At 62.4% G+C, this 12,096-nt stretch carries 14 protein-coding genes and 1 pseudogene; 6 read left to right on the top strand and 9 right to left on the bottom strand.

All coding sequences use genetic code 11. The features are described from left to right. Nucleotides 1-382 (top strand): formylglycine-generating enzyme family protein (locus ABX74_RS18610; RefSeq protein ID WP_047889426.1); only part of this gene is annotated, 382 nt, incomplete at its 5' end. Here the strand turns inward: ABX74_RS18610 and ABX74_RS18605 are convergent. Together ABX74_RS18605 and ABX74_RS18600 are read right to left on the bottom strand one after the other, a co-directional pair. Then, nucleotides 365-940, bottom strand: a complete 576-nt coding sequence (locus tag ABX74_RS18605; protein ID WP_029256378.1) for an ATPase AAA — start codon at nucleotides 938-940, stop codon at nucleotides 365-367. The two genes, ABX74_RS18610 and ABX74_RS18605, sit on opposite strands and share 18 nt — an antisense overlap. Nucleotides 941-958: 18 nt before the next feature. After that, nucleotides 959-2,068: a DUF6670 family protein gene (locus ABX74_RS18600; protein ID WP_021331858.1), complete on the bottom strand. Its 1,110-nt coding sequence runs from the start codon at nucleotides 2,066-2,068 to the stop codon at nucleotides 959-961. A gap of 146 nt (nucleotides 2,069-2,214) precedes the next feature. On the opposite strand from ABX74_RS18600, the gene ABX74_RS18595 reads away from it, so the two are divergent. Genes ABX74_RS18595 through ABX74_RS18585 form a run of 3 tightly spaced genes read left to right on the top strand, consistent with a single transcriptional unit; the run spans nucleotide 2,215 to nucleotide 4,489 of the window. Then, nucleotides 2,215-3,057, top strand: coding sequence for an alpha/beta hydrolase (locus ABX74_RS18595; RefSeq protein ID WP_021331857.1), 843 nt, complete (start codon nucleotides 2,215-2,217; stop codon nucleotides 3,055-3,057). A gap of 2 nt (nucleotides 3,058-3,059) precedes the next feature. Beyond that, complete coding sequence (locus ABX74_RS18590; RefSeq protein WP_019745523.1) at nucleotides 3,060-3,626, top strand: NTP transferase domain-containing protein; 567 nt, start codon at nucleotides 3,060-3,062, stop codon at nucleotides 3,624-3,626. Nucleotides 3,627-3,685: 59 nt separating this feature from the next. After that, nucleotides 3,686-4,489, top strand: coding sequence for a transglutaminase-like domain-containing protein (locus ABX74_RS18585; protein ID WP_047889425.1), 804 nt, complete (start codon nucleotides 3,686-3,688; stop codon nucleotides 4,487-4,489). A gap of 8 nt (nucleotides 4,490-4,497) precedes the next feature. On the opposite strand, the gene ABX74_RS18580 is transcribed toward ABX74_RS18585, so the two are convergent. The 4 genes from ABX74_RS18580 to ABX74_RS18565 all read right to left on the bottom strand — a co-directional run bounded on the left by ABX74_RS18580 (nucleotide 4,498) and on the right by ABX74_RS18565 (nucleotide 8,057). Next, a complete protein-coding gene (locus ABX74_RS18580; RefSeq protein WP_047889424.1) occupies nucleotides 4,498-5,469 on the bottom strand; it encodes an alpha/beta hydrolase in 972 nt (323 codons plus the stop codon). Nucleotides 5,470-5,612: 143 nt separating this feature from the next. Further along, complete coding sequence (locus ABX74_RS18575; RefSeq protein WP_053062051.1) at nucleotides 5,613-6,050, bottom strand: SRPBCC family protein; 438 nt, start codon at nucleotides 6,048-6,050, stop codon at nucleotides 5,613-5,615. 75 nt (nucleotides 6,051-6,125) lie between these two features. After that, complete coding sequence (locus ABX74_RS18570) at nucleotides 6,126-6,656, bottom strand: gluconokinase (RefSeq protein ID WP_020909302.1); 531 nt, start codon at nucleotides 6,654-6,656, stop codon at nucleotides 6,126-6,128. A gap of 12 nt (nucleotides 6,657-6,668) precedes the next feature. Then, the gene (locus ABX74_RS18565) at nucleotides 6,669-8,057 is read right to left on the bottom strand and encodes a GntP family permease (RefSeq protein ID WP_019745529.1); all 1,389 of its coding nucleotides are present in this window, start codon (nucleotides 8,055-8,057) and stop codon (nucleotides 6,669-6,671) included. A 133-nt stretch (nucleotides 8,058-8,190) separates the two neighbouring features. On the opposite strand from ABX74_RS18565, the gene ABX74_RS18560 reads away from it, so the two are divergent. Together ABX74_RS18560 and ABX74_RS18555 are read left to right on the top strand one after the other, a co-directional pair. Then, the gene (locus ABX74_RS18560) at nucleotides 8,191-8,919 is read left to right on the top strand and encodes a FadR/GntR family transcriptional regulator (protein ID WP_042953057.1); all 729 of its coding nucleotides are present in this window, start codon (nucleotides 8,191-8,193) and stop codon (nucleotides 8,917-8,919) included. A 97-nt stretch (nucleotides 8,920-9,016) separates the two neighbouring features. Beyond that, complete coding sequence (locus ABX74_RS18555; RefSeq protein WP_019745531.1) at nucleotides 9,017-10,024, top strand: NAD(P)H-dependent glycerol-3-phosphate dehydrogenase; 1,008 nt, start codon at nucleotides 9,017-9,019, stop codon at nucleotides 10,022-10,024. A 54-nt stretch (nucleotides 10,025-10,078) separates the two neighbouring features. Here the strand turns inward: ABX74_RS18555 and ABX74_RS18550 are convergent, their stop codons facing one another. The 3 genes and pseudogenes from ABX74_RS18550 to ABX74_RS18540 form a co-directional block, all read right to left on the bottom strand. After that, the gene (locus ABX74_RS18550) at nucleotides 10,079-10,915 is read right to left on the bottom strand and encodes an SDR family oxidoreductase (RefSeq protein ID WP_029256384.1); all 837 of its coding nucleotides are present in this window, start codon (nucleotides 10,913-10,915) and stop codon (nucleotides 10,079-10,081) included. A gap of 173 nt (nucleotides 10,916-11,088) precedes the next feature. After that, the gene (locus ABX74_RS18545) at nucleotides 11,089-11,808 is read right to left on the bottom strand and encodes a M50 family metallopeptidase (RefSeq protein ID WP_003940327.1); all 720 of its coding nucleotides are present in this window, start codon (nucleotides 11,806-11,808) and stop codon (nucleotides 11,089-11,091) included. Then, nucleotides 11,805-12,096: pseudogene (locus ABX74_RS18540) on the bottom strand (ATP-binding protein); the annotation flags it as partial. The gene ABX74_RS18545 and the pseudogene ABX74_RS18540, both read right to left, overlap by 4 nt.

Below are 12,096 nucleotides of genomic sequence, written 5' to 3'. Positions count from 1 at the left end.
CGAGTCTCCCCGGTGGGACCGGGCGGCAACCGGCTACCGACTCGCCACCGAGGCCGAGTGGCAGTACGCGTGCAAAGCCGGCACCTCCGGCTACCGCTACGGCGAAATCGACGAGATTGCCTGGTACAGCGACAATTCAGAAGGACGAGCACATGACGTCGGGATGAAGGCACCCAACAACTGGGGCCTGTACGACATGATCGGCAATGTCTGGGAATGGTGCTGGGATCTCTACGACCCCGAGGTTTACGGCACGTACCGGATCTTCCGCGGCGGCAGTTGGGCCGAAAGTGAGCGCGGTTGCGGCGCTACCGTACGGAGGCGAAGCCACCCGACGTTTGCTATCGACGACCTGGGATTTCGCCTAGCTCAGACGATCTGAGGGCAGACGGCCGAGGACTTCGAGCACAGCCTCGATCTCGTCTCGACTGCGCAGCTTAACTATCGGCAGCGACGGCACATCGACAAGGACCGTGGCCATACGCTCGCCGTTGCGTCCGTCGCTTCGCCAGGCCCAGCGCACCACATGATCCGGATCGAACAGAATGGTGTGCAGTGGCGGCTCCATGTTGCGATTCCACAACACCTCTCGCTGCAATCGCCGACGCACGGTTCGTGTGATCACCTGGCGCATCACCGTCCGCCGAGGCAGATTTAACCACAGCATCAGGTCCGCACGCTCGGCCAGAAGCTCACGCACCGCGCCGTACTGCCACTCGGTCACCCAGGCCGGCTCGCTGGAAAAGCGTCGTACTTCGGTTTCGAAACTCTCGAGCGGAACCCAGTCGGGCCCGTGGAACAGCGAGTCCAACTCAGTGTGTTCGATCCCGAGAAGCTGCCCGATTCGACCGGCGAGAGTCGTCTTTCCGGCGCCCGAGGTCCCCGCGACAAGGATCTTCTGCGGACGAGTCGTCAGCGAGGCGGGGTCTACGAAAGGCACCGATACACACTAGGTGCCTTACACTTCGCAGTCCACCCATTCGATGTAACCGGTGCCGTTGATCGACGCACCGTCGAAACTCCCCCGGTAGGTGTACGCGCCGACGTATCCCTTACCGTGACCATAGCGCCACTCCGAGTCGATCTCGGCCTCGAACTCGACAATCGCCCTGCCGTAATCGCGTACCTGCCAACGCAGTACGCGCGGCACACGCATCTCACGTCCCCGTGGGTCGACATGCAATGCGTCAGCGTATTCGAGTACGTCGAACACCACATCGTCGAAGACTCTTGCGCTGCCGTCCACCGTCCGAATGTAGGCGAGCTTGCACGCCGTAACCCCTGATGCTCGAACATCGGTGAGCAACAATTGATGCCGGTCGTCGAGCTGAACGATCTGGTAGGTGAAGAAATCGGCCGGGAGCTTCCACGACTCGGGAAGGGCGCGGCGAGTCAACGATTGCGGTGTCATGCACCGCGCGTATTCGACGGTGCACGGAGCCGAAATACTCACCGGGCCATCCGGACTCGAGATCGTTCCGGAACACTGCGCCAGCAGACTGACGTGGTCGTAGACGGGATTGCGCACGAACCACGACGCTTGATCTGATGCCACGATCTCGAGATCGACGTCGAAAGAGTCGTATCGTCCGGTGACACGGAACTTCGGATAGCTGTTGTCGATGATCAGGTTGTCACCGAAGGCGATTCGCGAACCATCTTCTTCGAACGCACACTCATCGGCCGCGTCGTACGCCCGATAGAAGCGATGCCCCGGCGCTGCGGTAGAACTCAGCACGGTTGCGGTGTTTCGCGCGTCGGGTGCAGCGAGATAGTCGTTGTCGAACACCACCGTCCCGGTTGCACCGATCAACGTCATGATGTTGAGGTAACGGAAAGGCCCTGGCAGCCGGGGAACGAAGATCCCGTAGTGCGTCCACGCGAACTTCCGCGAAGCCAGGTGCGGACGCATCATGTCGGGCCGATCGAACGGGCGTACCGATTCCGCCATTCGCTTGTCGATCAGCGGTAGCGCGCCGTCCAGCAAGGCCCGAACCGCGGGTCGCCACAATCGGCGCGAGCGGGTGGCTGGAACAGGGTCGGAACGATCAACGGTTTGTCCGGTCACGCCCCTAAGTTAATGTAACCAGCCGTAACAAACAAGTGTCGAAGTTTCCTCGACGACCTCACACCCTGAACACCCGCGCCCTGCCCACGGGGCGAATAGCATGTGAGAATCCGCGTACCGGAACCGGTCGCAGAGAGGGCGCAACAATGCAGCACGAAGAGTCGTCGTTCACCGGAGTCGCCGGTACCAAGATCGTCTACGACGTGTGGACACCGGACCGCGAACCCACCGGGGTTCTTGTCCTGTGCCACGGACTCGGCGAACACGCGAGGCGCTACGACCATGTTGCTGCGCGGCTCGGCGAACTCGGGCTCATCGTGTACGCACCCGACCATCGCGGACACGGACGCTCTGGCGGCAAGCGCGTTCACCTGAAGGAATTCTCCGACTTCACCGACGACGTCCACACGTTGTTCTCGATCGTGACGGCGGCACATCCCGGCAAGGACAAGTTCCTGCTCGGCCACAGTATGGGAGGCGCAATCGCACTTTCTTATGCCCTCGACCATCAGGCCGATCTCAAAGCACTCGCCCTGTCCGGACCTGCTGTGATCATCGCAACCGGCACTCCGAAGATCGTGATGCAGTTGGGCAAGATCGTCGGCAAGTACCTCCCCGACGTGCCTGTCGAAAACCTGGAAGCGGCTGCCGTATCTCGTGATCAGAAGGTCGTCGACAAGTACAACGCCGACCCGCTGGTTCACCACGGCAAGGTTCCTGCTGGAATTGCGCGCGGCATGATCACCGCCGCGGAAGGCTTCCCGGCGCGCCTGCCATCGCTCACCATTCCAGTACTGCTTCAACACGGCTCGGACGACCGATTGACGGACCCCGCCGGCAGCAAGCTCGTAGCAGAGTTGGCCGGTTCTTCGGACGTCACCTTGAAGGTGTACGAGGGCTTGTATCACGAGATCTTCAATGAGCCTGAGCAGGAAGAGGTTCTGAACGATCTGATCGAGTGGCTGCGCCCGCGGGTCACCGGAGCATAATCATGTCGACGTGCGGGATCCTGCTGGCTGCCGGGGCCGGATCCCGCATGGGCAAACCGAAAGCTCTCGTTACGGGCACGGACGGCCAGCCTTGGCTTCGCCACGGGGTGGCGACGCTGCAGTCCGCCGGACTCTCACCGGTCATCGTGGTTCTCGGCGCACAGGCCGAGGACGCCGTCGAACTGCTGCCCACCACCGATGTCATTGTGGTGAAATCGGATTGGGAACGGGGAATGAGCGCATCACTACGCTGCGGACTCGAGGCAGCCATGCAGATCGAGGGTGCCGAGGCGGCAGCGATCTCCCTGGTCGATGTCCCGGACCTGAACACCGACACCGTGACGCGAATCGCGGGTCAGGGCATCCCATCACGAAACATACTGCGAAGAGCTGTCTTTCACGGAAGGCCCGGCCATCCTGTCCTGATCGGACGCGACCATTGGCCGACGCTTGCAGAGTCACTCACCGGGGACGGCGGCGCCAACACCTATCTACGCGAACACGGCGTGGAGTTGGTGGAGTGCAGCGACCTCAGCAGCGGCGTCGACGTCGACTATCCCGAAGCCTGATCGCACTGTCACAATCCTCCCAGGTGGTGGGTGTCCGAATTCGGTGTAAAGATGATCCGATGAAACGTACCGTCGCCGCCCTGCTCGACATCGAGATCGACGAGGCGACCAACCTGGAGTTCAAGATCGCGGTGACGCGCGCGCCGGGTGTCGAACTGCTGGAAACGATGTCGTTCGTCCATGACGGCAATCCGATCGAACCCCGAGAGGTCATCGCCGAACACGGCACCCGGATTCACCTACTCGACTGCGCCCCAGGCAAACTGATCGTCAGCTACGACGCAACCGTCATCGGCCGCGCAGAACCGGCGTCGGTCGGCGACTACGACGTGTCGAAATATCTGCGCCCCAGTCGCTATGCCGAGGCCGACAAGTTCTTCGGTTTTGTCGCCGGGCAATTCGATCTCGCCACTCCCCCGGCCGAACTCCTCCTCGAAGTCACGCGCTGGGTGAGTACACATTTGAGTTATGTTCCCGGCACCAGCCGCGGCACCGACAGTGCGGTGGACACCTTACTGGCCGGCGCCGGAGTGTGCCGCGACTACTCGCACCTGACCATCTCACTATTACGCGCCGTGGGGATTCCCGCGCGCTTGGTGGCCGTCTACGCGCCGGGCTGCGATCCGATGGATTTTCACGCCGTCGTCGAAGCCAGTATCGACAACGTGTGGCGCGTGGTCGATGCAACGCAATTGGCGCCGCGCAGCAATCTTGTGCGGATCTCGACCGGGCGAGACGCCGCGGATACCGCCTTCCTCGACAACCACAGCGGTTCGATCACGTTGCATGCCTCGGAAGTTCGCGCAGTCGTCGACGGCGTTCTCGACAACGACGACTACGCAACACTCACGTCGATCGGCTGACAAACACCTCAGGCGCTGATCTGGTTCTGCGAGGCCAGCGTTCGCTCGAGGAACTTGACCGTGAGATCAACGATCGCCTTACCCTCCCGAAGAGCTTTGCCGATCACCGGGAAAGCATGGATCTGCCCACTCCAGATGTGCGTTTCGACGGCTTGTCCTGCCTTGATCAGGTTTTCGGTCATGATCTCGACGTCCGGACGCATCAGTTCGTATTCGGCGGACACCAGGAACGACGGCGGAATCAGACTGGCGTCGGCGTTGATCGGAGACTGCGCACCAGGAATCTCGTCCGGACCCTCCAGCCACCGGTCCTTGAGCTTTTCGACCTGTGACATCGGTAGGTAGGCATCACGTTTCATGAAATCGGGATCGTGGTCCTCGAGGTTCACGTTGAGAAGAGGGGAATATCCCACCACGGCAGCGGGCCGCGTGATTCCGCGCAGTGCGGCAATTTCGGCGACCTTCATGGCCAGGTAACCGCCCGCCGAATCACCGGCAAGCACAATCTTGTTCGGGTCTTCCGCTGTCTCGAGCAACGCGGTGTACGCGGCCATCGCATCCTTGACGGAGGTGCCGATGGAACCTTCCGGCAGCTGACGGTAACGCACGGAGATCACCGGCACTCCGGCCTTCGCCGAGAGCAAACCGCACAGCGCGCGGTGCGTTGCCAGACCGCAGAAGACGAACCCACCGCCGTGGAAGTAGAGGATCGTGGCTCCGGCCAACTCGCCCTGCGCTTTGCGTGGATGCTGCACCTTCTCGCTTGGCACACCACCAAGCGTGAAAGGCTCGATGTCGAGGTTCTTCGGCTTCGGCAGTTTGTCCGCCATCGCGTCGAGCCGCTCGAGTTGGCGGATGCCGCGTTCGGTGGTCGGCCAGAGGGTGAACATCGGCTTCACGAACGTCCTGGTCAGACAGAAGATAACCCGCGCTCGCGGACTCACGTTCCAATGCCATACCGTCGAATCTCGCGTCCGCATAGCGTCCTCCCAGGTCAAGACGTTTTGTGCATGTGAGTTACACATACTTGTCGACTGCTGTTGTGAACGATAACTGACGCTGCGCCAAAACGACACGACGGGTAGGCATAAATTACTCGAGTGTGTGCAAGTTCGGCTCGCAATCACGGCTGGGAGAGATAAGCGGAGAGTCCGCGGTGCCCGCCACGCATCATCGCTTCATGATTCCACTCGAATACCGGCTTCGCGATCTTCGAGGCCAGACCGAGCGCTCCGGACACCGCTACTTGTTGCCGAAAGTCGGCGACGCAGCCAGATTCAGCGGGGCGTACCACCCAACTACTCCACCCGGTCATGGCCCCGGAGAGACGCACTTGCAGATGGCGGGCAACGGGGTCTTCGACCTCGCGTCGCCCGAAGACGAGCAGCGTCAGAGGGACAGCGCTGCGGATGGCCATGGAGCCCGAGTGCTCGTCGGTCGCCCGGACTCGGCGTATCTGAGGCCACCACTGCGAATACCGCTCGGCGTCCGCGAGAACGGCGTAGACGCGGTCGGCAGAGGCCTGGAGCGTCCAGACGCTGTGGAAGTCGAAGTCGGTCACGATCAGGCCGTCTGAGCAGCAGCAGTCACCCATGCACCGTAACCCGAACCTCGGGTGCTTACACGCCTGGCATGCTCAGTATTCGAACGTCTCCACCCGTCGCAGGATCTCCTCCGCGATCTTGGCGGGACTACCGCCCACGTCGACGACGATGGCCTGCTCGTCCGGGTCGACGGCCTCGAGCGTCGAGATCTGGGAGTCGAGAAGCGAGGCGGGCATGTAGTGATCGAGGCGCGCGGTCAATCGCTGGCCGATCTGATCCCGCGAACCGGCGAGGTGCACGAATACGACGTGCTCACCGCGAAGCACGTCGCGGTAGCTGCGCTTGAGTGCCGAACACGTGACGATGCCCGGCTGACCGGCGTCGGTATGGCTCTTGATCCAGACGGCGATCTTGTCGAGCCAGGGCCAGCGATCGTCGTCGTTCAACGGATGCCCGGTCGCCATCTTGTCGATGTTCGCCTGCGGGTGCAGATCGTCGCCTTCTTGAAGGTCCCAACCCATCGCTCCGGCGAGCATGCCGCCGACCGTCGACTTTCCCGAGCCCGAGACACCCATCAGGACGAGCACGGGATACTGCTTCTGCTGTGCCGCTTCGCTGTTCATGTGCTCGCCTACCTAGATGAATGCGCTCAACACGAGCACTCCGGCCAGGCCCGATACCGAGATGATGCATTCCATCACGGTCCAGGTCTTGAGGTTCTGTACCACGCTGACGCCCAGATACTCCTTCACCAACCAGAATCCGGCGTCGTTGACGTGCGAGAGGAAGAGCGAGCCTGCACCGATCGCCAAGACCATCAGCGAGACATGTGCGGACGAGAGGTCGGCCGCAACCGGAGCGAGGATGCCCGACGCCGTCACCGTTGCCACCGTTGCCGAACCCGTTGCGACGCGGATCAATACCGCTACCAGCCAGGCCAGGAACAGCACGGGAAGGCTGCTGCCCTTGATCGCGTCGGCGATCACTCCGGCGATACCGGTGTCGATCAGGACCTGCTTGAAACCGCCACCGGCGCCGACGATCAACAAGATGCCTGCGATGGGAGGTAGGGAACTCTCGAGCGACTTCGAGATGGCCTTGCGGTCCATTCCGCCGCCGCGACCCAGCAGCACCATTCCAACCAGAACCGCGAGACCCAAAGCCACAACGGGTGTTCCGAGGAAGTCGAGGACGGATTTGGGGAGTGCCTCGGAATCGGGTGCGATCACGTCGGCGAATGCCTTGCCCAGCATGAGAACAACCGGGAGGAGGATCGCTGCGAGAGTCGCCGCGAACGAAGGGCGCTGCTGCTTCTCTTCTTCACCTCGATCTTCGCCTGTGACAAAGAGATCCGGAACCTTCACGTCGACCCACCGCGCTGCGTACTTGCTGAAGACCGGTCCGGCGAGAACGACAGTGGGGATCGCGACGAGGACACCGAGCGCGAGCGTGAGGCCGAGGTTTGCGTTCAATGCCGAGACTGCAACCAGCGGCCCTGGGTGCGGGGGAACCAACCCGTGCATGGCCGAGAGGCCGGCGAGGGTGGGGATCGCGATGCGCATCAGGGACAATCCGGATCGCCGCGCGACGAGGATGATGACCGGCATCAACAGAACGAGACCGATCTCGAAGAACATCGGCAGACCGATGACAGCGCCGACCAGAGCCATGGTCCACGGGAGTGCCTTGGTGCTGGAGCGGCCGACCAGTGTGTCGACGATTCGGTCGGCACCACCGGAATCGGCGAGGAGTTTGCCGAACATCGCGCCGAAACCGATCAGGATTCCGACGCTTCCCATGGTCGATCCGAAACCGGTGGCGAATGCTGCAACCGACTCTGCCGAACCGAGGCCGGCCGCCAGACCGACACCTACCGCGCCGATGGACAGCGCGAGGAAGGGATGCAGGTCGAGCCAGGTGATCAGCGCGATGATGACCGCGACGCCGGCGACTGCAGCGATGATCAATCGTGCGTCGCTACCAGCGGGGACGACCTCGGCCGCCAGCAATGCTGTGGTGTTCATAGGGACTCCCAGTCCGATGAGTGATTGAGGTCACTGTTCCTTAATTAACCTACAATTTCAAGAGCAGACACTAATTTGTAGTATTTATTCGCCTTGCACCGGGCTTACTCCATACGCATGGGACGATCTACGTATGCCTTCTGTCCCGTTTCAGCAGTTACACGACTCGATGCTGGAACAGCTCGGCCAAGACATAGTCGGTGGTGTGCTCCCCCCGGGAACCACGATCTCCGCCGACGAGGTGGCAACGCGCTACGACGTGTCGCGAACCGTCATCCGCGAAGTTGTCCGCGTTCTCGAATCTCTCGGATTGGCTTCGGTTCGTCGACGCGTCGGAATCACCATCCTGGGCTCCGAACACTGGAACTCGCTCGACCCCAATGTCATCCGCTGGCAACTGGCCGGTCCTGATCGGTTCGAGCAGCTGTCGATCCTGAGTGAACTCCGTTCCGGTATCGAGCCCCTGGCGGCGCGACTGGCCGCAACTCGCGCAACACCCGACCAGTGCGGCGCTCTGACCGCAGCCGTCATCGGCATGTCAGCTACCTCTCGCGCTGCCGATACCGGTGCCTATCTCGGCCATGACTCCGACTTCCACCGCACCCTGCTCGCCGCCTCCGGTAACCCGATGCTGCGGGCGATGTCGCAGATCGTCGTCGAGATACTCGAAGGCCGCACACGCCACTCCTTGATGCCCCACGAAGCCGACCCCGAAGCGATTCACCTGCACGGAGTGGTCGCATCAGCCATTCAGTCCGGCGACGCCGACGCTGCAGAAACCGCGATGCGCTCGATCGTCGCGGAATCCGCAGAAGCGGTCGAAACAATGCGCGAAAGCCCCGAACCGCCGCCTCATCTGTAAGTCGAGCCACAGACTCGCCGGAATTGGCCCGCAACTGCTCCGCAAGTGGAACGCTTGGCGCCATGACAGCACTCGCTACCCAGAACAGCGCACTCTGATGGCCCGCCCGGTACGCGTCGTCGTCCTCGGTGCCGGATCGTGGGGAACCACGGTGGCCGGCCTCGCTGCCCGCAACACTCCCACCCTGCTGTGGGCACGAAATTCCGAAGCGGCCGACGAGATCAATTCGCAACGGACCAACTCCAAATACCTTGGTGAGCGCAAACTTCCCAAGGGCCTCAAGGCAACCTCGGATCTGGTCGAAGCCGCTCGTGAAGCGGACGTACTCGTATGCGGGGTGCCTTCGCACGCCGTTCGCGCCACCCTCGCCGAGATCGCCAACGAGGTTCGGGCGTGGGTCCCGGTGTTGTCACTGTCCAAGGGCCTCGAGCCCGGCACCCGGCAGCGTCCCACCGAAGTGATCGCCGAGTGCCTGCCCGGCCATCCCGTCGGACTGCTCGCGGGCCCCAACATCGCCAAGGAGATCGTCGACGGCATGGCCGCGGCATCGGTCGTGGCCACCCAGGACGATCGCGTCGCCGCCGCGCTGCAACCCCTGTTCGCGTCGTCCGTCTTCCGCGTCTACCGCAACACCGACGTGCTCGGCTGTGAACTCGGCGGCATCCTCAAGAACATCGTTGCCATCGCCTCGGGTATGGCCGACGGCCTGGGAGTCGGGGACAACACTCGTGCGATGGTGCTCGCGCGCGGTCTCGCCGAGATGACCCGACTCGGTGAAGCGATGGGCGCCAACCCGCGCACCTTTGCCGGCTTGACGGGCGTCGGCGATTTGATCGCCACCTGCATGGCTCCGACTTCTCGCAACCGTCGCGTCGGCGAAGCTCTGGCGCAGGGATTGACCGTCGAGGAGGCGGTCGCCAAGCTCGGCCAGGTCGCCGAGGGAGTAAAAACTGCCCCTACCGTCATGGATCTGGCTCGCGAATACGGAGTCGACATGCCGATTGCCGCGGAGGTCGAGGCCGTCATCGGTGGTCGCCAAAGTGCCAGCGACGCATATCGCGGACTTCAGAAAGTTGCCCCGGGCGGCGAGCACGAGGTGGCGTGAGGAAGATCTACAGGTATCTAGCGATTTGGCTAGATACCTGTAGATCGCCCGAGATCACGGAATTGGAGCGTCGACGAAGATGTCGATCGCCAACGGTGACTGACCGCCGTACTGCGAGAAGTCCGAAATCCCCGCCTCGCGCAGGACATCGACGTCGAGTACCGTCCGACCGCTTTCCGTGCCGGCGGGACGTCCGAGAATCTCGACAGCCGCATCGGCCATGATCTCGGGTGAACGCGAGTGATCGATACTGTCGTCTCCCCCGAGCAGGTTTCCGACGGCCGCCGTGGCGATCATGGTCTCCGGCCACAGGCAATTACTCGAAATCGGTGCACCTGAATACTCCGCGGCGATACCCAAGGCCGCCAATGTCATTCCGTATTTGGCCAGCATGTAGCCCGGATGAGCACCCAACCAGTGCGGCGAAAAGTTGAGCGGTGGCGACAGCGTCAATACGTGCGCGTTGGCCGAAACCCGAAGGTACGGAAGGCACGCTCGGGTGAGCGCGAAAGTGCCACGGACGTTGACCTGCTGCATCAGATCGAATCGCTTCATCGCGAGGTCTTCGGTTTTCGAAATGTCGAGGACGCTCGCGTTGTTGACCACGATGTCGATACCACCGAAGTGCTCTACCGCTGCATCGACGGCGTGCGCGATGTCGTCGTCGTTCCTCACGTCACCGACGACGGGAACGGCATGACCCCCAAGCTCGTTCAACTCGTCCACAGCCGTGTGGATAGTTCCGGGCAACCGGGGGTCAGGCGTATCGGTCTTGGCGAGCAACACGATATTTCCGCCGCGGCGCGCTATCGCACGGGCGATGGCAAGTCCGATGCCACGGCTTCCCCCGGACATGATGGCGGTTCGTCCGCGGAAGTTCTTGTCGTCCAAAACGAATCCTTGTCATCGTCGACGGTCTTCGTCGCTGCGGATGTGGCCGCGGGAAGTCCCGGCACGACCACTCGTCGACTTCCACGATATGAGCGCCTTCACGCGATGACTACGGCCGCGGAGCATCAACAATCGTTGATCCATTGTCCCGTCAGGACAACTGATCAATGCGGTCAGCCACCCACCGGGCGCAGGATCCACCATCCGCCGAGCACGAGCACCGCGACGTTCACGAGCAGAAACAAACCGACCCAGACGATCGCGGGTATCGGTGAGAGCCTGGCCAATTGGTCGGCGTCCGAGTCCGGTGCCCCGCCTCGCCGCATTCGCTGCCGTTGAAGTTCCACGACCGGGCGCGGTCCGGCAAAGAGCAGGAAGAGCGTCAAGAAGTAGGCAGCAGCCACCTGCTGCTCCTGGGTCCCCCACCAGACGAGTCCGAACAACACGGCTCCCACCACGGCAAGTGAGAAGACTCCGTAGAGGTTTCGGATCAGAACCATCATCACCGCGATCACGAATACGCCGATCCACAACACCGAGACCGCACGCTGCGCGCCCAACAACCCGGCCGCGCCGAGTCCGAGAATCGACGGTCCGACGTACCCCGCGAACGTCATCAGAATGACGCCAAAGCCGGTCGGTTTGCCCGACGAAATCGCGACACCCGACGTATCCGAATGCAGGCGAAGACCTTTCAACCGTCGACCGACCAGGACTGCGACGATCAGATGAGCGCCCTCGTGTGCGATGGTGACGACGTTGCGGGCGATCCGCCACAGGTGTGGTTCGAGAACGATGATCACGGCGATCAACGCGGCCAGTTGAACCACCCACGCCGGCGGATTGGGACTGAGCGCCGCCACCCGATCCCACGCGGTTTCGAGCGCGTTCACTCCGCTTGTCCGCGCAGGTATCGGCCGAAGTGCGGGACCGTGAATCCGATGGACCCACGTTCTGCCGAATAGATCAGTCCCTTCTTGATCAGTCCATCGCGTGCCGGCGACAGGGAAGCCGGCTTGCGCCCCAACTCGACGGCGATCTTCGCGGTTGCGACGGGTCCGTCGTCACCGGCGAGATCGGCCATGGCGCGCATGTACTCACGCTCCGCGGGCGTTGCTCGCTCGTACCGTGATCCGAAGAAGCCGACAGCGAGTTCTTCCTCAGCCGTCGGCGCGCCGACG

The organism is Rhodococcus sp. ARP2 (assembly GCF_001029585.1).
Lineage (GTDB): Bacteria > Actinomycetota > Actinomycetes > Mycobacteriales > Mycobacteriaceae > Rhodococcus_F > Rhodococcus_F erythropolis.
Note: the sequence above shows the minus strand (reverse complement) of the source record. Positions and strands in the feature narration are given on the sequence as shown.